Source organism: Wenxinia saemankumensis, assembly GCF_900141735.1.
In the GTDB taxonomy this organism is placed as follows: Bacteria; Pseudomonadota; Alphaproteobacteria; order Rhodobacterales; family Rhodobacteraceae; genus Wenxinia; species Wenxinia saemankumensis.
This window is the reverse complement of the sequence record NZ_FQYO01000004.1, coordinates 249,424-271,373: the sequence shown is the minus strand read 5'-3', so window position 1 is coordinate 271,373 and position 21,950 is coordinate 249,424. Positions and strand designations below refer to the sequence as shown.

The following is a 21,950-nucleotide window of genomic DNA, read 5'->3' as shown; positions in this document are numbered from 1 at the left end:
CTCAGCGCATCAGGCGGGGCAGCTCGCCCGTCAGGCCCGCCGCTTCGCGGATGAAGCCCCGCCGCAGGCCCGGCAGCGCGTTCACCGCGCCGAGGCCGAGGTCGCGGATCCCCCGCAGCAGCGGGTTGTCGTTCGAGAACAGCCGGTTGAACCCGTCGGTCGCCAGCGCCAGCGTCGCGGTGTCGAAGCGCCGCCAGCGCTCGTAGCGGGCCAGCACGGCGGCCGCGCCGATATCCTCGCCCGATTGCCGTGCCTCGCCCAGCACCTCGGCCAGAGCGGCCACGTCCTTGAGCCCCGCGTTCAGGCCCTGCCCGGCGATCGGGTGCACGCCATGCGCCGCATCCCCCACCAGCGCCACCCGCGCCGCGACGAAGCGGTGCGCCAGCGACAGGCCGAGCGGGTAGGAGAACCGCCGCCCTTCCAGCGCGATCTCCCCCAGGTGGGAGCCGAAGGCGGGCCGGAGCGCGGCGAGGAACGCCTCGTCGTCCATCCCCATCAGCGCCTCGGCGCGGCGCGCCTCCTCCGACCAGACGATGGACGAGCGGTCCCCGGCGAGCGGCAGGATGGCGAGCGGGCCGCCCGGCATGAAGAACTGGTGCGCCACCCCGCCATGCGGCCGCGCGTGCGAGACGGCGCAGACCACGGCCCGCTGGCCGTAGCCCCATTCCATCCGCCCGATCCCGGCGCGGCGCCCCACGCCGGTCGCCCGCCCGTCCGCGCCGACCAGCAGGCGGCCGGCCAGCCTTTCGCCCCCCTCCAGCGCGACCGTCACGCCGGCGGGCCCGATCTCCTGTCCGGTGACGCGGACGCCGCCGCGATGGGTGACGCGGGGGTGGGCGTCCATCGCGTCCAGCAGGGCGGGGCGCAGGTGGCGGTCCTCCACCACGTGGCCCATCGGCCCCTCCTCGATCTCGGCCGCCTCGAACTGCAGCGCGAAGGGCGAGGGGCCCTCGCCGGCGCGGCCGTCGCTGACGCGGATCTCGGTGATCGGGCCGGCGCCGTCCTCCAGACCGTCCCACAGGCCGAGATGATCCAGCAGGCGGCGGGACGCGACCGACAGGGCGTAGCCCCGCCCGTCGAAGCCGGCATCGGCCCGGACCTCGCGCGGGGCGGCATCGAGCACGGTGACGGTGAACCCCTCCCCCGCGAGGGCGAGGGCCAGCGCGCCGCCGTTCAGGCCGCCGCCGACGACGAGGATGTCGCTGATCGTGTCGCTGTCCATGGGGGCGGACTATGGCCCGCTTGGCGGCATTGTCCATGGGACGCCGGGTCGCTACCCCTTGGGCCGGAAGCAGACGCGAACGGACCCCGCCATGACCGACCTCCTTCATCGCAGCGCCGCCGATCTGGGGCGGGCCATCGACGCGGGCGCGGTCGATCCGGTCGCGCTGGCCGAGGCCTATCTCGAGGCCGCGGAAGCGCAGGGCGATCCCGGCATCTACGCCCGCCTGACGCCGGACCGGGCCCGGGCCGAGGCACGGGCCGCCGCCGCGCGGGCGCGGGCGGGCACGCGGCGCGGACCGCTCGACGGGGTGCCGCTGAGCTGGAAGGACATCTACGACACGGCGGGCGTTGCGACCGAGGCGGGCACCGCCCTGATGGCCGGCCGGGTGCCCGAGCGGGACGCCGAGGTGCTGCGCAACGCCACGCTCGGCGGGTCGGTCTGCCTGGGCAAGACCCATCTGAGCGAGATCGCCTTCTCGGGGCTCGGCTACAATCCGGTCACGGCGACGCCGCGCAACCGGCACGATCCCGAACGCGTCCCGGGGGGCTCCTCCTCCGGCGCGGCGCTGTCGGTCGTGCACGGCCTCGCCGCCGCTTCCATCGGATCCGATACCGGCGGCTCGATCCGGCTGCCCGCCGCCTGGTCGGACCTCGTGGGGTTCAAGCCGACGCATGGCCGGCTGCCGTTGACCGGTATCGTCTCGCTCGCCGCGTCCTTCGACACGGTGGGGCCGCTCGCGCGCAGCGTCGAGGACGCGGCGCTGGTTACCGCCCTGCTGGAGGGGTCGACGGCCCCTGACCTGACCGGCGCGACGCTGGAGGGCGCGCGTCTGGTGATCCCGGACGCGCTGGTGATGGAGGATGTCGAGGACGCCCCGGCCCGCGCCTTCGACGACGCGGTGCGGCGGCTGGAGGCGGCGGGCGCCCGGGTCGAGACCCGCGCCCTGCCCATGATCGCCCCGGCCTACGACCTCGCCGGGATCCTCTATGCGGGCGAGGCCTGGGCCGCGTGGGAGCCGCTGATCGCCCCCGCGCCGGAGCGGATGTTCAAGGAGATTTACGAGCGCGTCTCGGCCGGGGCCGAGGTGAGCGCGGCGCAGTTCCTGCAGGGATGGGCGGCGCTGCGCGCCCATCGCCGTGCCTATGCCGCGGCCACGGCAGGCGCCGATGCGGTGATCCTGCCGACCGCGCCCCTGGTCGCGCCGCGGATCGCCGAGATCACCGCGGACAGCGCCTATTACAAGTCGGCGAATCTCAGGACGCTGCGCAATACAAGGCTTGCCAACCTCTTCGGGCTCGCCTCGCTGCAGCTTCCCACGGGGCATCCCGGCTGCGGGATCTGCCTCAACGTGGCGCCCGGGGCGGACGACCGGCTTCTCAGGCTCGGCGCGGCGGCCGAGGCGGCGGTGGGCGGGCCCGTCCGGGGGTGATGCGCGATTGCCACCCTATTGCCACAGGGGGGCGGCCGCCTTCCCGTTGACCCGGCGGAGCTTTCTGGACATCGGCATGGCCGGGGCGCTACCCTCGGCTCGTTAATCCGGGGCGCCAAGGATCCCGGGAACGAGGCAGTAGCAGGACATCCCCGATGTTCCCCGAAAGGTTCGCGGACCTTCCCGATTACGCGTTTCCGCGGCTGCGGAAACTGCTCGCGCCCCATGACCCGGGCGGCGAGGAGATCGCGATGTCGATCGGCGAGCCGCGGCATGCCTTTCCGGACTGGGTAGGCGACGTGCTGGCCTCGCATCTCGACGGCTTCGGGCGCTACCCGCCGAACGAGGGATCGGCCGAGCTGCTGGATGCCATCTCGGGCTGGCTCGGGCGCCGCTACGGGGCCTCGATCGGTCCGGACCGGCTGATGGCGTTGAACGGCACGCGCGAGGGGCTCTACAACGTCGCGATGGCGCTCTGCCCCGAGACGAAGGGCGGCAGGCGCCCGGTCGTGCTGACCCCGAACCCGTTCTACCAGGTCTATGCGGTCGCCGCGCTCGCCGTGGGGGCCGAGCCGGTCTACGTCCCGGCGGGGGAGGGGACGAACTTCCTGCCCGACTACGCGGCCCTGCCGGCCGAGGTGCTGGAGCGTACGGCTCTCGCCTATGTCTGCTCGCCCGCGAACCCGCAGGGCGCGGTGGCGGATGCCGGTTACTGGTCCGACCTGCTGGCGCTGGCCGAGAGGCACGATTTCACCGTCGTCGCCGACGAATGCTATTCCGAGATCTGGCGCGACGCCCCGCCGCCCGGCGTGCTCGAGGCGGCCGCGCGGACCGGGACGGAACCGGACCGGGTCGTCAGCTTCCACTCGCTGTCCAAGCGGTCGAACCTGCCGGGCCTGCGCTCGGGCTTCGCGGCGGGCGGGCCCGGCGCGATCGCGCGGATGCGGCAGCTGCGGAACTATTCCGGCGCGCCGCTGCCGCTGCCGCTGCAGGCGGTGGCCGCCCGCGCCTGGGCGGACGAGGACCACGTGACGGCGAACCGCGCGCTCTACGCCGGGAAATACGATCTCGCGGACCGGATCCTCGGCGGGGTGCCGGGCTACCGCGCGCCGGAGGCGGGGTTCTTCCTGTGGCTGCCGGTGCAGGACGACGAGACGGCGACGGTGCGGCTCTGGCGCGAGACCGGGGTGAAGGTGCTGCCGGGCAGCTACCTGTCGCGCGATGTCGAGGGGGGAAACCCCGGCAAAGGATATATCAGGGTCGCCATGGTGGCCCATGCGGAGGAGTTCGGCCGTGGCCTGACGCTCCTGCGTGACTGTCTCTATGGCTAGAGGACGACGGACGATGGCGTATCAGACTCGCGGACGGGACCCGCTTCTCGACAGCTCCATGCAGGCGGCGATCGAGAAACGCGGCAAGGAGCTGATCGGCCTCGCGCTGATCGCCGCGGGTCTCGCCGTGGCGGCGATGATGTGGTCCTACACGCCCGACGATCCGAACTGGCTGCTCGCCTCGGACGCGCCGGTGCAGAACTGGCTCGGCCGGTTCGGCGCGTCGCTGTCGCATCCGCTGGTGATGATCGTCGGCAAGGCGACCTGGGCGATCCCGCTGATCCTGGTCGTCTGGGGCCTGCGCTTCGCCGCGCATCGGGGCGAGGACCGCGCGCTGTCGCGCGTGCTGGTCGCGCCGATCGCGGTGGCCGCGACGGCGATCTACGCCGCGACGCTGACGCCGGGCGCATCCTGGTCGCAGAGCTTCGGCCTCGGCGGCCTGTTCGGCGACACGGTCCTGTCCATCGTGCTGACGGTGCTGCCGCTCGGCGGCTGGGTCGGCTCGCTGCTGCTCGGCCTCGTCGCGCTGGCGGGAACGGCGCTGGCGCTGGCCTTCGCGCTCGGCTTCACCACGCGCGAACTGAACCTCGCCCTGCGCTGGGCGATCTACGGCGTGATCGTGGCCTACGACCTCGCGCTGCGGGCCGCCGGGCGGACGGGGGATGTCGGCCTGCACGTGGCGCGCGGGGTCCAGGGCCGGGTCAGCGAGCGGATGGCCGCGAAGCGCGAGGAGGCCGCCGCCCAGCGGGCCCGGATCGAGGCGGAAGCGGCGGCCGAGCGGCTGGTTCCCGGTCCCGGCGCCCGGTCCCGTCACGCCGAGGCGGACGAGCCCGCACCGCCCCCCGCGTCCCGCCTGTCGGGCCGCGCCGCCGCGATCATCCGCCCGGCCACCAGCCGGATGCCCGAGCCGGATCCGCAGCCGGACTGGTCGGACGACGTGATCGATGCCGGGGACGGGCGCGCCGAGGCCGAGTGGCCCCGCCCCGCCCCCGGTTTCCTCGCCGCGCCGGCGCGGGACGCGTCGCCCCGCCCCGCCCGGGCGGAGCGTGCGGCCGAGGGCCGCGTGCAGCCCCCCGTCACGGGCGAGCGCAAGATGCCGCCGATGCCCGGCTTCGGCGCCGGGTCCGACCCGGCGCAGGCGGGCCCCGCATCCCTCGCGGCGCCCCTCGCCGCGCCGAAACGGGCAGAGGCGCGCCCGCCCCGGGCCGAGCCGGCGCCGCGCCGGTTCCTCGGCGGGCTCTTCGCCCGCAGCGAGAGCGCGGCGGAGCCCGAGATGCCGGAGATCGACGAGGATAGCGACGGCGCCCCGGACGACCGGATCAAGAGCCGGATCGCCGACGCGATCCGCGCCCGCCGCGCCGCGGTCGAGGCGCCCGTCGCCCCGCCGCCCAAGGTGCGTCCCAAGGGCCCCCGCCCGCTGATCCTCGACACAACGCGCAAGCCGCGGGCCGAGCCGCCGGTCGCCGCGATGGGCACCGGGGCCGGTCCGGCCATCGCGGGGGCCGCGGCCGCCCTGGCGACCCCGGCCGGCGCCGCGCTGCGGGCCGAGCCGCCGGTCCTCGCCGGCAGCCGCCGCCCCGAGCCGACATTGCCGCGGGCGATCCCGGCCGCGCCGGACAGCTTCGACGCCTTCGGCAGCGACTGGCAGGAGGCCGCGGCCGAATGGCCGGTCGAGACCACGCTGGACGCGGCCGAGGTCGCGGCGCCCGCACCGCTGCGCGCGCCCGCCCGCGATCCGGCGCCGCAGCCGGCCCTGACCCGCGGCGCCCGCGCCGAGGAGGAGAGCCCCGGCCTGACGGCCGAGCCCCTCTTCGACCCCGAAGCCCCCGCCCGCGCGGCCCCGGCCGAGGCGCGCAAGGCCGTCGTGCACACGCCCTCGACCCGCAAGCCGCAGCCCTCGACCCGCGCCCGGGCCGAGGCGGAGCCCGCGCTGCCCTTCGACGACCGCTACCCGGGCTACGAGCCGCCGCCGCTGAACCTGCTGGCCGATCCGGCCGACATCACCCGGCACCACCTGTCGAACGAGGCGCTGGAAGAGAACGCCCGCATGCTGGAGAGCGTGCTCGACGATTACGGCGTGAAGGGCGAGATCGTCAGCGTCCGCCCCGGCCCGGTCGTCACGATGTACGAGCTCGAGCCCGCGCCGGGCCTGAAGGCGAGCCGGGTGATCGGCCTCGCCGACGACATCGCGCGCAGCATGTCCGCGCTGTCGGCCCGCGTCTCGACCGTGCCCGGGCGCAGCGTCATCGGGATCGAGCTGCCGAACGCGAACCGCGAGAAGGTCGTCCTGCGCGAGATCCTGAGCGCCCGCGACTTCGGCGACAGCCAGCAGAAGCTGCCGCTCGCGCTCGGCAAGGACATCGCGGGCGAGCCCATCGTCGCGAACCTCGCCAAGATGCCGCACCTGCTGATCGCGGGGACCACCGGCTCGGGCAAGTCGGTGGCGATCAACACGATGATCCTCAGCCTTCTCTACCGGCTGACGCCGGAGGAATGCCGGCTCATCATGATCGACCCCAAGATGCTGGAACTCTCCGTCTACGACGGCATCCCGCACCTGCTCTCCCCCGTCGTCACCGACCCCAAGAAGGCGGTCGTGGCCCTGAAATGGGTCGTCGGCGAGATGGAGGAGCGCTACCGCAAGATGTCCAAGATGGGCGTGCGCAACATCGACGGCTACAACGGCCGGGTGAAGGAGGCGCAGGCGCGGGGCGAATGCTTCGAGCGGACGGTGCAGACCGGATTCGACGAGGAGACGGGCGATCCGATCTTCGAGACGGAAGAGATCCAGCCCGAGGCGATGCCCTACATCGTCGTCATCGTCGACGAGATGGCCGACCTGATGATGGTCGCCGGCAAGGAGATCGAGGCCTGCATCCAGCGCCTCGCGCAGATGGCGCGGGCCTCGGGCATCCACCTCATCATGGCGACGCAGCGCCCCTCGGTCGACGTCATCACCGGCACGATCAAGGCGAACTTCCCCACCCGCATCTCCTTCCAGGTGACGTCCAAGATCGATTCGCGGACCATCCTGGGCGAGCAGGGGGCCGAGCAGCTGCTGGGCATGGGCGACATGCTCTACATGGCGGGCGGCGGGCGGGTGAACCGCGTCCACGGGCCGTTCTGCTCGGACGAGGAGGTCGAGGAGATCGTCTCCTACCTCAAGGGATTCGGCCCGCCGGAATACGTCTCGGGCGTGGTCGAGGGCCCGGCCGAGGACAAGGAGAGCGACATCGACGCCGTGCTCGGCCTCGGTGGAGAGGGCAAGGAGGGCGACGAGGCGCTCTACGATCAGGCGGTGCATATCGTGGCCAAGGACCGCAAGTGCTCCACCTCCTACATCCAGCGCAAGCTGGGCATCGGCTACAACAAGGCCGCGCGCCTGGTGGAGCAGATGGAGGACGAGGGCGTGGTCTCGGCCTCGAACCATGTCGGCAAGCGCGAGGTGCTGGTCCCGGAGGTCCAGTAACGGGGAGGCGCGGGCGGTCGCCCGCGGCCGGTCGCGCACCAGACCTGCCGCCGGGGGGGCGGCCGGCCATGTGCCGGGAAAGCTCCGCGGCCGCGCCTCCGGCGCCGATGCGGCTCGGGAATCGCTCCCCTGCCTGCCGTTGCGCCCCCGTCGGGACCGGCCGGCGGGGCTCGTCCCTCGGGACGGGCGAGGCGGACGGATCCCACGATATGCCGAGAAAGGGGACGGCGGCCCGAAGGGCGGCGCTATGTCCGGCGGGCCTGCGGGACCGGACCGGGACTTCGACTGGCGGAGCGGTCGCGCTCTCTGGTTGCCCATGGGGGCGGGGCCGGCTGGGCCGGGGTGCAGGGTTTGCTCGCTCCGTCCTCGAGTCGATCCTGCGGTTCAGTCGTCCCGGACCGAGGAGGCGAGGGCGCGCATCCCGTCCGCCAGGATCGCCACGTCGATTCCGATCCCGACGAAGCGGGCGCCGGCCGCGCGGCATTCCCCGGCGAAGCCGGGATCGAGGGCGAGCACCCCGGCCACCTTGCCGGAGGCGGCAATGCGGGCGATCGCGTCCAGCGCGGCCCGCCGCACCTCGGGCGCGGCGGGCCCGTCGCGGTGGCCCATGTCGATGCCGAGATCGAAGGGCCCGACGAAGACGCCGTCCACGCCCTCGGCCGCGCAGATCGCGTCCAGGTTCCCGATGCCGCGCCGGCTCTCGACCTGGACCATCAGGAAGACCTCGTCGTCGGCATTGTCCATGTAGCCGCCGCGCGCCCCGAAATCCGACGCGCGGGCGAGCGAGTAGCCGACGCCGCGGATCCCCCTCGGCGGGTAGCGGCAGGCGCGCCCGAGCGCGGCGGCCTCCTCGCCCGTCTCGACCATCGGGACCAGCAGGCTCTGCGCGCCGATGTCGAGCATCTGCTTGATCCGCGAGGGGGAGTGGTCGGGCACGCGCACGACCGGGGCCGAGGCGGACGCCTCGAGCGCGGTCAGCTGGGCGAGAATCGAGCGTAGGTCGTTCGGCGCGTGTTCCCCGTCGATCAGCAGCCAGTCGAAGCCGGCTGTGGCGGCGATGCGGGCGGCGTAGAAATCGGCGAGGCCGAGCCAGCAGCCGTGGAGCGGGCGGCCGGCCTCCAGTTTCCGCCTCAGGGGGTTCGGGGGCGCGCGCATGTCCGGGGATCCTTCGCTGGCGGGAGGGGGGACGGGGGCTGCCCGCCCCCCGCGCCTGCGGCGCCCCCCCGGGGAGTATTTCGGGCAAGATAAGGGGGGGTCTCAGCCCGCCCCGGCGACCTCCGCCTCCAGATCGAGGCCGTTCATCCGCGCGATCTCGTCCGCGAGGAAGGGCATGAACCTCTCGCCCGCGCCGGTCGCGAGGGCCTGTGCGTAGAGGTTGCGCACCGCCGCCGCCATCGGGTTGGCGATCCCGGCCTCCTGCCCCATCGCGCAGACATAGCCGATATCCTTGCCGGCATTCGCCAGCGTGAAGCGGTGGGCGCCCTCGTCGCGGCCGACCGCGCCGGCCATGAAGGTCTCGAAGAAGCCGCAGCCCATGCGGCTGCCCCCGATCACCTCGCGGACCTGTTGCGGCGCGAGGCCGGCCCGCGCGCCGAGGACCAGCGCCTCGGAATAGAGGGCGGAATAGCCGGTCGAGATGAAGTTCATGATCAGCTTCATCCGGTGCCCCGACCCGGTCGGGCCGAGATGGGTGACGCTGCCCGCCCAGCACGCGATCACCGGGCGGATGCGAGCGAAGACCTCGTCGCTCGCGCCGACCATCGCGTCGAGCGTGCCGGCCGCCGCCTCCTTCGGGGTGCGGCCGAGCGGGGCGTCGGCCATGTGCATGCCGGCCGCCGCGAGTTCGGCCGCGAGGGCGGCGGTCGAGACGGGGTTGGCGGTGGTGCAGTCGACGACGATCAGGCCGGGCCTGTCGGCCGCGAGGATGCCGTCCTCGCCCCGGATCACGCCCTCGACCTGCGGCGAGCTCGACAGGCAGAGAAAGACGATGTCGCTGGCCTCGGCCACGGCGCGGGGGGTCGCCCCCTCCTGCGCGCCCTTCGCCACGAGATCCTCGACCGGGGCGCGGTTGCGGTTGCCCTTCACGGTGAGCGGGTGACCGGCCGCGAGGATGTTCGCGGCCATGCCGTGGCCCATCAGGCCGGGCCCGAAGAACCCGATGCGGGGAAGATCGGCCATGTCAGTTCACCTGCGTGAGCAGCGGCTTCCCGGCCAGGAAGGCCGAGACGTTGTCGCGCTGGAGCCGGCCCATCGCGGCGCGGGTCGCATGGGTGCCGCTGCCCTGATGCGGCTGCAGCACCACGTTGTCGAGCGCCGAGAAGCGGGGGTCGATGTCGGGCTCGCCCCGGAACACGTCGAGGCCGGCCCCGGCCAGGCGGCCGTCCTCGAGCCGGTCGAGGAGGGCGTCCTCGTCGATCGTGGTCCCGCGCGAGATGTTGATGACGATCCCGTCCGGGCCCAGCGCGTCCAGCACCTCGGCCGAGACGATGCCCTCGGTCGCGGCGCCGCCGACGGTGGAGACGACGAGGATGTCGACCGCCCGGGCCAGCGCGACGGGATCGTCGTGGAAGGTCCAGCCGGCGGGCGTGTCCTTGGCTTTGCGGGACCAGTAGTGGATCTCCATCTTGAACGCGGCGAGCCGGTCCGCGATCTCGTGCCCGATCCGGCCGAGGCCGAGGATGCCGGCGCGGCTGCCGCTGAGCTTGCGGTTCAGCGGGAACTCCCCCTTGCCGCCCCAGCCGCCCTGCGCATGGGCATGGCCCTGCAGCATCCGGCGGCCCTGCATCAGCAGCATCGCCACGGCGAGGTCGGCCACGTCGTCGTTCAGCACGTCCGGCGTGTTGGTCACGGCGATGCCGCGGGCGCTGGCCGCCTCGACGTCGATGCTGTCGTAGCCGACGCCGTAATTGGCGATCAGTCCGAGCTCGGGAAACCGGTCCATCAGCGCGCCGTCGACGGGGCCGTGCCCCTTCCAGGCGAGGGCCGTCACGCCGTCGGTCGGCGCGTCCCGCACGTCGTCCACGATCTCGGCGCCCATCTCGCGCAGCGGCTGCGCATCCACGTCGGTGAACTGCCCGACGGCCACGATCCTCGTCATTGTCCTGCCCCCCGTCCTTCTCTGGTCGCGGGGGACCATAGCCCGGTCGGCGCCGGATGGTATACCGTTTCAGAGCCGCTCCAGGGTGAGCGGATCGCGAGCGCCGCCGTAGAGTCGGTCCAGCACCTGCGCCACGACCGGCGGGGCGCCCGGCACGGCCTCGAACAGGGTCATCGAGGAGCGGACCTTCATCGCGTCGACGCCGCCCAGGATCGACGCGGGATCCGCCCCCTCATGGGCGAGGAGGAGGGCGGCGGCCTCTTCCAGCCGCGCGCGGAGGACAGGGTCGGCGAGGTAGCTCGTGGCCTCCGCCAGGTCCGCGAGGCCGAAATGCCGCGCGGTCCCCGACCGGCCGAGGGCGGCGAGCTGGGGAAAGACGAACCAGATCCAGTGGCCCGTCTTGCGGCCCGCCCGCAGCTCGGCGGTGACCTGCGGCCAGACCCGGTCCTGCGCGGCGACGAACTCGTGCAGCGCGGCCATCAGGGATCCGCCGGGGCGGGATGCGTGCCGGGCGGGCGCGGCGGTACGAGGCGCAGGTCGGCGGCGGCCTCGATCGCCCGGCCATCGACAAGCGAGGCGGCGGCGCGGCCCCGCCGGGGGTGGCGAGGCGCGGCCCCCCGCACCCGGGACCCGGCCGGCGCCCGGTGTCCCGCAGCGCGCCGGCATCCCCATCCCTGGGGGAGTCTCGCCCCGTCCGCCCTCACCGGAAGTAGCGCAGGGTGAGGGGGACGCGGGCACCGCCGGGGCCCAGCTCGAAGGCGGCGTCGGCGAAGCGGGGCGGCCCCATCCGCATCGGCGCGTCCCGCGAGAAGCCCATGCCCTCGTCCGGCAGGAAGCCCGACCGGTCGAGCGTGCCGTTGCCGTTCTCGTCGTGGATGACCTGCACGGCATAGGTGCCGGGCGGCGCGCCCTCGATCGTGACGGTGACCGGCCCCGCCGCCGCCGGGGCGCTGCCGGTCCAGGCGCAGGAGGGCTGGGTGAACTCCGCCTCGGTGCAGAGCGCGGCGTAGACGATGCCGGCCCCGCTGCGCAGGCCCGAGACCTCGACGCTGACCGTCTGGGCCGCGGCGAGGGCGGGGAAGGCGAGCAGCGCCACGGCAAGGGTGGCTCGGCGCCGGAACGGGCCGGATGGGGGTCCGAATTGCGCCATCGCCAGTCCCTCGCGCCGCGTGCCCCGGGGGGCGGTCCGGTGCAGAAGGTATGGCATCCGCCCGCATTGTCACGTCCCTCGGGAGCGAAGCGGGGCGGGGCGGAGCGAAGCGGGGCGGGGCCGGGCAGGCTCGCAGGAACGGGGGCGTGAGCCGGGGGCGCCCGGGATCGTGGCGCCCCCCGGCCGGCCGGCCCCGGGGCCCTGGTCAGCCGAGCAGTTTGGCGAGTTTCAGCGCCACGCCCATGTCGCCCGAGACCTTGATCTTCCCGGTCGCGAAGGCGGTCATCGGGTTGAGCTGGCCCGCGATCAGCTTTGCCAGGTTCGCCTCGCTGATGCGGATGGTGCAGTCGGCCGGGTCGTCGGCGAGCCGCGCGGTCCCGCCCTCCAGCGTGATCGCGCCGGCCGCGCCGCAATCGAACTTGAGGCTGTCGGACAGCGGGTGGCGGTCCAGCCCCTTCTGCAGGCGCGCGGCGATCTCGGGCAGGGTCGTGGGATGCGTCGTCGACTTGGTCATGGGCCGGTCCTCCGGTCCGTGACAGGCACCCCCCGCGCCGCCCCGCGCAAGCGCAACGTGGCGTCGCGGGGGGCGGCCGGATGCCGGGGGGGCGTCAGCCCTTCGTGCGGCGCGCCCGGGTGGCCAGCAGCTTGAGCCGCAGGGCGTTCAGGCGGATGAAGCCGGCGGCGTCCTTCTGATCGTAGGCGCCGGCATCGTCCTCGAAGGTGACATGCGCTTCGGAATAGAGGGAATTGTCCGACCAGCGGGCGACCGTGCGGACGGATCCCTTGTAGAGCTTCAGCCGCACCGTGCCGTCGACACGGTCCTGGCTCTTGTCGATGGCGGCCTGAAGCATCTCGCGCTCGGGGCTGAACCAGAAGCCGTTGTAGATCAGCTCCGCGTAGCGGGGCATCAGCGAGTCCTTGAGGTGGCCGGAGCCGCTGTCGAGGGTGATCTGCTCGATCCCCCGATGCGCCGCCAGCAGGATCGTGCCGCCGGGCGTCTCGTAGATGCCGCGGGACTTCATGCCGACGAAGCGGTTCTCGACGAGGTCGAGGATGCCGATCCCGTGCCTGCCGCCGAGTTCGTTCAGCCGGGTGAGGATCGTGGCGGGGCTGAGCCGTTCGCCGTCGATGGCGACGGCGTCGCCCTTCTCGAAGGTGATCTCCACCATTTCCGGCGCGTCCGGCGCGTCCTCGGGGCGGGTGATCCGCTGCAGGACGTAATCGGGCGCCTCCTCGGCCGGGTTCTCGAGCACGCGGCCCTCGGACGAGGTGTGCAGCAGGTTGGCGTCCACGCTGAACGGCGCCTCGCCGCGCTTGTTCTTGGCGATCGGGATCTGGTGCGCCTCGGCGAACTCGATCAGCTTCGTCCGGCTGGTGAGGTCCCATTCCCGCCACGGCGCGATCACCCGGATGTCGGGGTTCAGCGCATAGGCGGCCAGCTCGAACCGGACCTGGTCGTTGCCCTTGCCGGTCGCGCCGTGGGCGATGGCGTCGGCGCCGGTCTCCTCGGCGATCTCGACCAGCCGCTTGGAGATCAGCGGCCGCGCGATGGAGGTGCCGAGCAGGTATTCGCCTTCATAGAGCGCGTTGGCGCGGAACATCGGGTTGACGAAGTCGCGCACGAATTCCTCGCGCACGTCCTCGATGTAGATGTTCTCGGGCTTGATGCCGAGCAGCTCGGCCTTCTGGCGCGCCGGCTCCAGCTCCTCGCCCTGGCCGAGATCGGCGGTGAAGGTCACCACCTCGCAGCCGTATTCGGTCTGCAGCCACTTGAGGATGATGGAGGTGTCGAGTCCGCCGGAATAGGCGAGGACGACTTTCTTCGGCGCGTTCATCGGCGGGCTCTCTTCGGTGGATCGTGGGCAGGTCGTGAAACGCGCGTGGCATAGTGGCTTTCCCGCCCGGTCACAAGAAGCGGCACGGGTCGCCCCGTTGACCGGGCTGCGGGGGGCTGGCACCCCTGCGGCACGAAGTGGAGGAGACCCGCGATGGGATGGCAGATCGTCAGGCACAGCTTCGCGCTGCTGGGGCGCAACCTCGGGGCCGCGGCGCGCGCCTCGCTCGGGCCGATCCTGATCGCGGTGCTGGTGATCCTGCTGATCGGGGCCGCGTCCGGCGTCTCTCCCGCCGCGCTGGCCGCGCTCGATCCGGCGAACCCGGCCGCGCCGGGGCTGGCGGGCGGCGCGCTGCTGGTCGGGCTGGCCACGCTGCTGGTCGTCCTCTTCGTCTCGGCCTGGGTGGCGGTGACCTGGCACCGCTACGTCCTGCTCGAGGAGGAGCCGGCCCTCGTCCCCGCCCTGGGCGGGCGGCCGGTCTGGCCCTATCTCGGGCGCACCATCGTGCTGTCGATCGTCCTGATCCTCTGCGCGATCCCGCTCTCCTTCGTGACTGGCCTCGTCGCCGCGCCCTTCATCGGTGCGGACCCGGGGGCGGGTACGGCCCCGGCGCCGGGCTTCGGCCCCGCCTTCGTCATCGGGGTGCTCTTCGCCGCGGTGCTGACCTGGCTCTGGCTGCGCTTCGGGCTGATCCTGCCCGCCACGGCCGTGGGCCAGCCGATGCGGATGGGCGAGAGCTGGGCGCGGACGAAGCCGGCGGCCGGCGCGATCTTCCTCGCCACGCTGATCCTGATGGCGATCACCTTCGCCGCCGGGATCGTGGTGGACCTCGCCCTCGGCGGCACGATCCTCGCGACGATCCTGTCGTTGCTGGTGAACTGGGTCAGCCTGATGGTCGGGATCTCGATCCTGACGACGCTCTACGGCCATCTCGTCGAGGGGCGCGAGATCCCGCGCTAGATCAGATCCAGCAGGTGCCGCCCGACGCGGTCGTCCAGCGACCGGCGGGCTTGCGCCAGCGGCATCCACAAGGCCATGTGCCCCGCCTCCGTCGGCGGGCCGACGCGGCGGACCGGGCGGGCGAGGTAGAGGGTGCAGACCTTCTCGGCCCAGAGATCGTAGTCCGGCATCCAGTTGAACCGGCGGAACAGGCCCAGCCGGCGGGGGGCGGTCATGGTCCAGCCCGTCTCCTCCATCACCTCGCGGTGGAGGGCGTGGATCGGATGCTCGCCGGGGTCGATGCCTCCGCCGGGGAACTGGATCAGGGGGTCGCCCTCCTGCGCGGTGAGCAGCAGCTCGTCCCCGCGCAGCAGCACCGCATAGGCCCCGGGCCGGGCCCTGTAGCGGATGCCCCCTCGGATCGCCTCCCCCACTCGGCGCATGGCCGGCCCCTTTCGCGTCAGCTTCGCTTCCCTATATGGGGGGTCGATATGCCCCTCCCGACAGCGAAGGCAACGCCATGACCCTCGGCTCCCGCATCGCCTGGGACGACACCGTGCTGCCGTTCCAACTCGACGCTTCCGACATCCGCGGCCGGCTCGCCCGGCTCGACGGGGTGCTCGACCGCATCCTCGAGCAGCACGACTATCCCCCGGCGATCGAGGCGCTGGTGGCCGAGATGGCCCTGCTGACCGCGCTGATCGGCCAGACGGTCAAGCTGCGCTGGAAGCTGTCGCTGCAGGTGCGCGGCGACGGGCCCGCGCGGCTGATCGCGACAGACTACTATGCGCCGCAGACCGAAGGCGAGCCGGGGCGGATCCGGGCCTATGCCTCCTACGATGCCGACAGGCTGGACCCGACGGGCCCCGCCTTCCCGCAGATCGGCAAGGGCTACTTCGCCATCCTGATCGACCAGGGCGAGGGCACGACCCCCTACCAGGGGATCACGCCGATCGCCGGCGGCTCCCTGCTGTCCTGCGCCGAGACCTATTTCGCCCAGTCCGAGCAGCTGCCGACTCGCTTCGCCCTGTCCTTCGGGACGAGCCGCGAGGCGGGGGGCGTGACCGGCTGGCGCGCCGGCGGGGTGATGCTGCAGCACATGCCCAAGGCCTCGCCCTTCGCGGCCTCGCCCGAGGGCGGCACCGGCGAGGGCGGCCTGCTCGCCTCGTCCGACATCGTGGACGGCGAGGAGGGCGAGAACTGGAACCGCGCCAACCTGCTGCTCGACACGGTCGAGGAGCTGGAGCTGATCGGGCCCAGCGTGCAGCCGACCGAGCTGCTCGTGCGTCTCTTCCACGAGGAGGGACCGCGGGTCTACGACGCCCAGCCGGTGCAGTTCGGCTGCTCCTGCTCGGCCGAGCGGGTGCGGCGGTCGCTGTCGATCTACTCGGCCAAGGATATCGGCCACATGACCACCGACGAGGGCATCGTCACCGCCGATTGCCAGTTCTGCGGCGCGCATTACGAGTTCGACCCCGAGACGCTCGGCTTCGAGGCCGAGAACGGCGGGATGGGCCCGGATGCGGAGGCGGATGGCGGCGACGCGGATGACGCGGCCTGAGGTCGCGCGCGATCTCGATCTCCTCCGGCGGGCGCTGGACCGGCCGGGGGAGGCGACCTCCGATTTCGACCTGAACCCGGACCTGCCCCTGCCGGCGGGCCACGCCCTGCGGCCGGCGGGCGTGCTCGCCGCGTTCACGCCCGGCCCGGCGGGGCTGGAGCTGATCCTGACCCGCCGCTCCGCCGCGCTGCGCCACCATCCCGGCCAGATCGCCTTTCCGGGCGGCAAGCAGGATCCGGGCGACGCCACCGTGATCGACGCCGCCCTGCGCGAGGCGGAGGAGGAGGTGGGCCTGCCGCGCGGCGCGGCCCGGATCCTCGGCACGCTGCCGCCGCACCGCACCGTCACCGGCTTCCACGTCACGCCGGTCGTCGGCTGGGTGCCCGCGCCCTTCGCCGAACTGGCCGAGCCTGACGAGGTGGACGAGATCTTCCGCGTGCCCTTCGCCTTCGTGACCGACCCCGCGAATTTCCGCGTCGAGGCGCGCAGCTGGAACGGGACGCGGCGGCACTACTACGTCGCGCCGCGCGGTCCGTGGTACATCTGGGGCGCGACGGCGCGGATGCTGCGCGGCCTGGCGGAAAGGGTGGCCTCATGCAGGTAGAGGCGGAATGGCTGTCCGCGCCGGGCGCGCGCGCGGTGATGCGGATGCTGACGGGCGCCGGGCACCAGGCCTGGTTCGTCGGCGGCTGCGTCCGCAACGCCGCCCTCGGCGCGGGGGCGAGCGATGTCGACATCGCCACCGACGCCCGGCCCGAGCGCGTGATGGAGCTGGCGCGGGACGCGGGCCTCAAGCCGGTCCCCACGGGCGTCGCGCACGGGACCGTCACGGTGGTCGCTGACGGCGTGCCCTACGAGGTCACCACCTTCCGCCGCGATGTCGAGACCGACGGGCGGCGCGCGGTTGTCGCCTTCTCGGACGATCTGGAGGAGGATGCCCGGCGGCGCGACTTCACGATGAACGCGCTCTATGCCGATGCCGCGGGGGCGGTGCGCGACCCGGTCGGCGGGCTGCCCGACCTCGCGGCCCGGCATCTGCGCTTCATCGGCGACCCCGCGCTGCGCATCCGCGAGGATTATCTGCGCATCCTGCGCTTCTTCCGCTTCCACGCCTGGTACGGCGATCCGGACGGAGGGATCGACGCCGAGGGGCTCGCCGCCTGCGCCGAGCTCGCGGACGGGATCGACACCCTCTCGCGCGAGCGGGTGGGCGCGGAGATGGTGAAGCTGCTCGGTGCGCCCGATCCCGCGCCGGCCTTAGGCGCGATGGGGGCGGCCGGGGTCCTGCTGCGGGTGCTGCCGGGGGCCGACCCGGTCTCGGTCGCGCGGCTCGTGCATCTGGAGCCGAACCTGCGACTCACCCCCGATCCGATGCGCCGGCTCGCCGCCGCGGGGGGGCAGGGCCGGGACGATCTGCGCCTGCCGAAGGCCGAGCTGCGCCGCGCCGGGACGACGCGCGCCGCGGCCCTGTCGGACGATCCGCCCGCCGTGCTGGGCTACCGCCACGGCGCGGCGGCGGGGGCCGATGCGCTGGCCGTGCGGCAGGCGCTGATCGGCCAGCCGATCCCGCCTGGCGCCCTTGCGACGCTGGAGGACGGGGCGGGGCGGACCTGCCCCGTCACCGCCGCCGACCTGATGCCGGACCTGTCCGGTCCCGCCCTCGGCGCCCGGCTGAACCGGCTCGAATCCGCGTGGCTCGCCTCCGGCTTCACGCTGGGCCGGGACGCGCTTCTCGCCCTGCCGGACGAAGACGGGTGACAAACCCGTGAGGATGGTCTAGAAGCCCCTCACCAATCTCGGAGGTCACGATGCCAGACAGGATGTACGCAGCAGCGGCCTAACGGCCCGGCTCGACCCCTGTCATCCGCGGTCGACCGGTGCCCGGTCCCGCCATCGTCTTTCCCTTTCGTCCATTTCCGGACCCTCCGACATGACTACCCCTTTCCTGCCGTCCGCGCGCCGCGTCGCGTGCCGGTTCCTGCCCGCCCGCAGCGCCGGCGCCGGCCCGTTCGCGTTTTCCCGACCCTTCACGACCCTGACGATCCGCCGGGGCCTGCCCATAGGAGCCCCGACATGCTGACCAGTCCCAGGAACCGCTTCTTCCGCTGGATCGAGGGGCTGTCCGATCCCTTTGCCGACCACCCGCGCAAGGTGCCGCCCAAACAGGCGGGCGCCTTCCTGTGGGACCAGCTGCAGCCTTTCCGCCTCGTCATGGTTCTGGCCAGCCTCGCCGGGATCACCGTGGCGCTGCTGGAACTGGGCCTGATCTGGTATGCCGGGCGGATCGTCGATCTCATGGCCGAGGGGCCCGAGACCTTCTGGGACAGCTACGGCACCGAACTCGTGATCGCGGCCGTGGTCCTGCTGGCCTTCCGGCCGGTCGCGATGGCCTTCAACGCGGCGATCACCTTCTCGGGGATCTCGACCAACATGCTGCCGCAGGTCCGCTGGCGGGCGCACCGGCTGATGCTGGGCCAGCCCGTCAGCTTCTTCCAGAACGACTTCGCCGGGCGACTGGCGAACCGGGTGATGAATACCGGCAACGCGATGGAGGATACCGCCTTCATCGCCTTCGAGGCGTTCTGGCAGGCCGGCGCCTTCGCCATCGCGACGCTGATCCTGCTGTCGGGCATGGACTGGCGCCTGGCCGTTCCGATGGCGATCTGGATCGTCGGCTTCGTCACCTACACCTTCACGCTCGCGCCTCGGCTGGGCCGGATGGGCGAGAAGTTCAGCCATGCCAACTCGATGGTCACCGGCCGCGTGGTCGACAGCTACACCAATATCGAGACGGTGAAGCTCTTCGCCCATGCCGAGCGGGAAGAGGCCTTCGCCCGGTCGGGCATGCAGCGGATGAAGCTGCGCTTCGGCGCGCTGATGCGCGGCTTCGCCGAGATGCAGGGCGGGCTGGCGCTGTTCAACTCCGCCGCGCTCCTGCTGGTCGTGGGTCCGGCGCTCTGGCTCTGGACGAACGGCGCGCTCTCCATCGGCGAGGTGGCGGCGGCGGTCGCCATGGCATTGCGCCTGAACACGATGACCGGCTGGATCATGTGGATGACCGTGCGCCTGTTCGAGCATCTGGGCACGATCCGCGAGGGGCTGGAGAGCATCGCCGTGCCGCTCACCGTCACCGACCGCCCCGGCGCGCGGCCGCTGGCCGTGACGGGCGGCGGCATCCGCATCCGGGGGCTGACGCACCATTACGGGCGCGGACATGGCGGGCTCGACGGGATCGACCTCGACATCCGCCCGGGCGAGCGGGTCGGCCTCGTGGGGCCGTCGGGCGCGGGGAAGTCGTCCCTCGTCAACCTGCTGCTGCGATTCCGCGACGCGGAGAGCGGCACGATCGAGATCGACGGGCAGGACGTGGGCGCCGTGACGCAGGACAGCCTGCGCCACGCCATCGGGATGGTCACGCAGGACAGCTCGCTGCTGCACCGCTCGGTCCGGGCCAACCTTCTCTACGGCCGGCCCGAGGCGAGCGAGGCGCAGATCGTCGAGGCGGCGAAGCGGGCCGAGGCGCACGACTTCATCCTCACGCTCGAGGACGGCAAGGGGCGCCGGGGCTACAACGCGCATGTCGGCGAGCGCGGAGTCAAGCTGTCGGGCGGCCAGCGGCAGCGGATCGCGCTGGCGCGGGTCATCCTGAAGGACGCCCCGATCCTGGTGCTGGACGAGGCGACATCCGCGCTCGACAGCGAGGTGGAGGCCGCCATCCAGGAAACGCTCGAGACGATGATGGAGGGCAAGACCGTCATCGCCATCGCGCACCGCCTGTCCACCATCGCGCGGATGGACCGGATCGTCGTCATGCGGGAGGGCCGCGTGATCGAGGACGGCCCCCACGCGGCGCTGCTGGCGCAGGGCGGTCTCTATGCCCGGCTCTGGGCGCGGCAATCGGGCGGGTTCCTCGGGGAGGAGGCGGCGGAGTAACGCCGCGCCGCCCCCCGTGACGGGACCCGTGACGGGACGCATCCCGCCGGAACGCTATGTCCGGCGGGGTGCGGTCCCCGGCGGCCGCGATCCTGCCGGAGTGTCCCATGCGCGACGCCGTCATCGACCGCCTCAGCGGCCTGATCCCGCCCTTCCGCGAGGTGCGGGTGGCGCCGCCGGATACGCTGCTGCGCTTCTTCGGCTGGGCGCTGAAGGGGTCGTGGCCGGGACTGGCGGTGGCCGGCGTGATCTCGGCCCTGGCCGGGGCGGTGGACGTGATCGCCGCCCTCTTTCTCGGCGTGGTGATCGACGCGGCGGTGGCGGCGGGGCCGGGCTTCGTCTTCAGCGCGAACGTCTGGCTGTTCCTCGGGATCGGGGCGTTCCTGATCTTCCTGCGCCCGCTCGCCTTCGGCGCCTCGGCGGCGATCCAGACGCTGGCGATCCAGCCCAACCTGATGGTGCTGGTCCTCAGCCGCCTGCACCGCTGGACGCTGGGACAGGCCATCGACTTCTTCGACAACGATTTCGCGGGGCGGATCGCGCAGAAGCAGATGCAGACCGCCCGCGCCCTGACCGAGGCGACGGTCGAGACGATCAACACGCTCGTCTTCGCGCTGGCCTCGGTCGTGGCGACCGCCATCCTTGTCGTCAGCATCGATCCGCTGGCGGCGGGGCTGCTGGTGGTCTGGCTGGTCGGCTACCTGCTGTTCATCCGCGCCTTCCTCCCCCACATCCGGTCACGGTCCAAGGCGCGGGCCGCGGCACGGGCCGCCGTCACCGGGCAGGTGGTCGACACGATCACCAACATGCGCACGGTCAAGCTCTTCGCCCATGCCGCGCACGAGGACGAGGCGGCGATCGGCGCGATGCGCGGCTACCGCGAGCGCACGCTGCATTTCGGCGAGGTCTCCACCGCGTTCCGCTTCCTGCTGATGATGATCGCCGGGATCCTCCCGGTGATCCTGGTCGGCTCCACCCTCGCCATGTGGGGGCAGGGCAACGCAACGGCCGGCGATATCGCCGCCACCGGGACCGTGGCGCTGCGGATCGCGCAGATGACCGGCTGGGTCAGCTTCACCATGATGGGGATCTACGCCAATGTCGGCGAGGTCGAGGACGGGATGCACACCCTCTCCGCCGCCTACGGCCTGACCGACCGGCCGGGCGCGACGAAGCTGACCCGCGCGGGCGGCATCGCCTTCGAGGACGTGACCTTCACCTACGGGCGGCGCGAGGGCGGGATCCGCGACCTGACCCTGCGGATCGCGGAGGGCGAGAAGATCGGCATCGTCGGCGCCTCGGGCGCGGGCAAGTCGACGCTCGTGGCGCTGCTGCTGCGGCTCTACGACGTGGAGAAGGGCACGGTCCGCGTCGGCGGGAGCGACGTGCGCGAGGTCACGCAGGAAAGCCTGCGCGGCCATGTCGCGATGGTCACGCAGGAGACGGCCATGTTCAACCGCACCGCGCGCGACAACATCCGCTACGGCCGGCCGCAGGCGTCGGACGAGGAGGTCGCGGCGGCGGCCCGCCGGGCCGAGGCGCACGACTTCATCCTCGCCATGCAGGACCACAAGGGCAATCGCGGCTACGACGCCTTTCTCGGCGAACGGGGGGTCAAGCTGTCGGGCGGCCAGCGGCAGCGCATCGCGCTCGCCCGCGCCTTCCTCAAGGACGCCCCGATCCTCGTGCTGGACGAGGCGACGAGCGCGCTCGATTCCGAGGTCGAGGCGAGCATCCAGCGCGCGCTCGAGGACGCGATGGAGGGCAAGACCGTCATCGCCATCGCGCACCGGCTGTCCACCATCGCCCGGATGGACCGGATCGTGGTGATGGAGGACGGCCGCATCGTCGAGGAGGGGGCGCATGACGACCTGCTCGCCCGGGGCGGGGTCTATGCCCGCTACTGGAACCGGCAATCGGGCGGTTTCATCCCCGCGGATGCGGCAGCGGCGGAGTAGCTTGCACGCCCCGCCCCCTTCGG

Annotated in this window: 18 protein-coding genes; 9 read left to right on the top strand and 9 right to left on the bottom strand. The window is 72.8% G+C overall.

All coding sequences use genetic code 11. The features are described 5' to 3' along the window. Position 1 precedes the first annotated feature (1 nt). On the bottom strand, positions 2 to 1,222 hold the full coding sequence (locus BUE30_RS12370; protein WP_073331071.1) for a UbiH/UbiF/VisC/COQ6 family ubiquinone biosynthesis hydroxylase: 1,221 nt from the start codon (positions 1,220 to 1,222) through the stop codon (positions 2 to 4). 91 nt (positions 1,223 to 1,313) lie between these two features. Between BUE30_RS12370 and BUE30_RS12365 the strand changes: the two genes are divergently transcribed. From BUE30_RS12365 to BUE30_RS12355, 3 genes are all read left to right on the top strand, one after another. Then, positions 1,314 to 2,654, top strand: coding sequence for an amidase (locus BUE30_RS12365; RefSeq protein WP_073331069.1), 1,341 nt, complete (start codon positions 1,314 to 1,316; stop codon positions 2,652 to 2,654). A 155-nt stretch (positions 2,655 to 2,809) separates the two neighbouring features. Next, a complete protein-coding gene (locus BUE30_RS12360; RefSeq protein ID WP_073331066.1) occupies positions 2,810 to 3,985 on the top strand; it encodes an aminotransferase class I/II-fold pyridoxal phosphate-dependent enzyme in 1,176 nt (391 codons plus the stop codon). Between the two features lie 13 nt (positions 3,986 to 3,998). After that, on the top strand, positions 3,999 to 7,454 hold the full coding sequence (locus tag BUE30_RS12355; RefSeq protein ID WP_073331063.1) for a DNA translocase FtsK: 3,456 nt from the start codon (positions 3,999 to 4,001) through the stop codon (positions 7,452 to 7,454). Between the two features lie 384 nt (positions 7,455 to 7,838). Here the strand turns inward: BUE30_RS12355 and BUE30_RS12350 are convergent, their stop codons facing one another. The 7 genes from BUE30_RS12350 to BUE30_RS12320 all read right to left on the bottom strand — a co-directional run bounded on the left by BUE30_RS12350 (position 7,839) and on the right by BUE30_RS12320 (position 13,536). Next, positions 7,839 to 8,609 (bottom strand): aldolase/citrate lyase family protein, encoded by a 771-nt coding sequence (locus tag BUE30_RS12350; protein WP_073331060.1) that lies wholly within the window; start codon positions 8,607 to 8,609, stop codon positions 7,839 to 7,841. Between the two features lie 102 nt (positions 8,610 to 8,711). Continuing rightward, a complete protein-coding gene (locus BUE30_RS12345; protein ID WP_073331057.1) occupies positions 8,712 to 9,632 on the bottom strand; it encodes an NAD(P)-dependent oxidoreductase in 921 nt (306 codons plus the stop codon). 1 nt (position 9,633) lies between these two features. Next, on the bottom strand, positions 9,634 to 10,491 hold the full coding sequence (locus tag BUE30_RS12340; RefSeq protein WP_425303934.1) for a 2-hydroxyacid dehydrogenase: 858 nt from the start codon (positions 10,489 to 10,491) through the stop codon (positions 9,634 to 9,636). A gap of 129 nt (positions 10,492 to 10,620) precedes the next feature. Continuing rightward, positions 10,621 to 11,031 carry a DUF1810 domain-containing protein gene (locus BUE30_RS12335; protein ID WP_073331051.1) on the bottom strand — a complete coding sequence of 137 codons (411 nt, stop codon included), beginning with the start codon at positions 11,029 to 11,031 and terminating at the stop codon, positions 10,621 to 10,623. 220 nt (positions 11,032 to 11,251) lie between these two features. Continuing rightward, complete coding sequence (locus BUE30_RS12330) at positions 11,252 to 11,701, bottom strand: DUF2141 domain-containing protein (protein ID WP_073331870.1); 450 nt, start codon at positions 11,699 to 11,701, stop codon at positions 11,252 to 11,254. Between the two features lie 205 nt (positions 11,702 to 11,906). Beyond that, positions 11,907 to 12,215, bottom strand: a complete 309-nt coding sequence (locus BUE30_RS12325; RefSeq protein ID WP_073331048.1) for an SCP2 sterol-binding domain-containing protein — start codon at positions 12,213 to 12,215, stop codon at positions 11,907 to 11,909. Between the two features lie 94 nt (positions 12,216 to 12,309). After that, positions 12,310 to 13,536, bottom strand: coding sequence for an argininosuccinate synthase (locus tag BUE30_RS12320; RefSeq protein ID WP_073331045.1), 1,227 nt, complete (start codon positions 13,534 to 13,536; stop codon positions 12,310 to 12,312). Positions 13,537 to 13,689: 153 nt separating this feature from the next. On the opposite strand from BUE30_RS12320, the gene BUE30_RS12315 reads away from it, so the two are divergent. Then, entirely contained in the window at positions 13,690 to 14,496 is an 807-nt protein-coding gene (locus tag BUE30_RS12315) for a hypothetical protein (protein ID WP_073331042.1), read from the top strand. On the opposite strand, the gene BUE30_RS12310 is transcribed toward BUE30_RS12315, so the two are convergent. Further along, the gene (locus BUE30_RS12310; RefSeq protein WP_073331038.1) at positions 14,493 to 14,918 is read right to left on the bottom strand and encodes an NUDIX domain-containing protein; all 426 of its coding nucleotides are present in this window, start codon (positions 14,916 to 14,918) and stop codon (positions 14,493 to 14,495) included. The two genes, BUE30_RS12315 and BUE30_RS12310, sit on opposite strands and share 4 nt — an antisense overlap. 77 nt (positions 14,919 to 14,995) lie before the next feature. Here BUE30_RS12310 and hslO point away from each other — a divergent pair, with 77 nt between their 5' ends. The 5 genes from hslO to BUE30_RS12285 all read left to right on the top strand — a co-directional run bounded on the left by hslO (position 14,996) and on the right by BUE30_RS12285 (position 21,927). Then, positions 14,996 to 16,036, top strand: a complete 1,041-nt coding sequence (hslO, locus tag BUE30_RS12305) for an Hsp33 family molecular chaperone HslO (RefSeq protein ID WP_073331034.1) — start codon at positions 14,996 to 14,998, stop codon at positions 16,034 to 16,036. Further along, entirely contained in the window at positions 16,023 to 16,640 is a 618-nt protein-coding gene (locus BUE30_RS12300) for a CoA pyrophosphatase (RefSeq protein ID WP_073331866.1), read from the top strand. The genes hslO and BUE30_RS12300 overlap by 14 nt, the downstream gene beginning before the upstream one ends. Continuing rightward, positions 16,631 to 17,794 (top strand): CCA tRNA nucleotidyltransferase, encoded by a 1,164-nt coding sequence (locus tag BUE30_RS12295; protein ID WP_073331030.1) that lies wholly within the window; start codon positions 16,631 to 16,633, stop codon positions 17,792 to 17,794. The genes BUE30_RS12300 and BUE30_RS12295 overlap by 10 nt, the downstream gene beginning before the upstream one ends. 315 nt (positions 17,795 to 18,109) lie before the next feature. Further along, complete coding sequence (locus BUE30_RS12290) at positions 18,110 to 19,969, top strand: ABC transporter ATP-binding protein (protein WP_073331025.1); 1,860 nt, start codon at positions 18,110 to 18,112, stop codon at positions 19,967 to 19,969. A gap of 107 nt (positions 19,970 to 20,076) precedes the next feature. Then, positions 20,077 to 21,927, top strand: a complete 1,851-nt coding sequence (locus tag BUE30_RS12285) for an ABC transporter ATP-binding protein (RefSeq protein ID WP_073331863.1) — start codon at positions 20,077 to 20,079, stop codon at positions 21,925 to 21,927. Positions 21,928 to 21,950: the final 23 nt, after the last annotated feature.